The organism is Streptomyces cellostaticus (genome assembly GCF_023630175.1).
Lineage (GTDB): Bacteria > Actinomycetota > Actinomycetes > Streptomycetales > Streptomycetaceae > Streptomyces > Streptomyces cellostaticus_A.
This window is the reverse complement of record NZ_JALLIN010000137.1, coordinates 1-1,197: the sequence shown is the minus strand read 5'-3', so window position 1 is coordinate 1,197 and position 1,197 is coordinate 1. Positions and strand designations below refer to the sequence as shown.

At 76.4% G+C, this 1,197-nt stretch carries 1 protein-coding gene; it reads right to left on the bottom strand.

Annotated features, from left to right (window positions below; all coding sequences use genetic code 11):
- The coding region (locus MXD57_RS31335) for a polyketide synthase dehydratase domain-containing protein (protein WP_250405597.1) at nt 1-1,197 on the bottom strand (1,197 nt) is incomplete at both ends.

Here is a 1,197-nt window from a genome sequence, read left to right as displayed (position 1 = left end):
ACCAGCGGGACGCAGACCACGTCCGGTACGTCGCGACCGGCATCGGCGAGCGCCGCCAGCCCGGTGTGGGCTTCGTGTCGGACACCGACGGCGTCGAGTCCGGGGTGGCGGGCGTCGCCGGTGCCGCCGTCGTCCGCCAGCAGGGCCCAGGGCCGCTGTTCGGCCGCGGACACGGGAGTGAGGGGCAGAGGTGTCCAGTCGACGTGGAACAGCGACTCCTGCCGGCCGCCGCGTGCGGCGCCGATCTGGTCGGGCGAGACCGTACGCAGGACCAGCGACCCGACCGAGGCGACCGGCACGCCGGCCGCGTCGGCCAGGTGCAGCGACACCGCGTCGCGGCCGGCGGGGGCCAACCGGACCCGTACGGCCGACGCGCCCGCCGCGTGGAGGGACACGTTGCGCCAGGCGAACGGCAGCCGTCCCTGGCCGGTGCTCTCCACCAGGCCGCCGAGACCCGCCGCGTGCAGCGTGGCGTCCAGGAGGGCCGGGTGAAGTCCGAAGCCCTCCGCCGCCTCCGCGGCCTCCTCGTCCAGGGCGACCTCGGCGTACACCTCGTCGCCGTGCAGCCAGGCCGCGCGCAGGCCCTGGAAGACCGGTCCGTAGTCGAACCCGGCCGCGGCCATGCCCTCGTACAGCCCGTCGACGTCGACCGCCTCGGCGCCGGGCGGGGGCCAGGCGGTGAGGTCGAAGGCGGGGGGCTCCGCGCTCGTCGCGAGCACGCCGTCGGCGTGCCGCGTCCAGGGCTCGTCGGCGGGGGCGTCCTCGTCCCGGGAGTACAGCGCCAGGCTGCGCCGGCCGGAACCGTCGGTGGCGGAGACGGACAGCCGCAGCTGGACGCCGCCCCGCTCGGGCAGCACCAGCGGCGCCTCCAGCGTCAGCTCCTCCAGCACGTCGCAGCCGACCTGGTCACCGGCGCGGACCGCCAGTTCCACGAAGGCCGTGCCCGGGAGGAGGACCGAGCCCAGGACGGCGTGGTCCGCGAGCCAGGGCTGGGTGGCCAGGGACAGCCGGCCGGTGAACAGGAAGCCGTCCGAGTCGGGCAGTTCGACCGCCGCGCCCAGGAGGGGGTGGTCCGTCGTGCCGAGCCCGAACCCGGTCGCGTCCCCGGGACCGGTCGGGCCCGTGGCCGAGTTCAGCCAGTACCAGTCGCGCTGGAAGGCGTACGTCGGGAGCTCGACCTGCGTGGCGCGGGTCGGC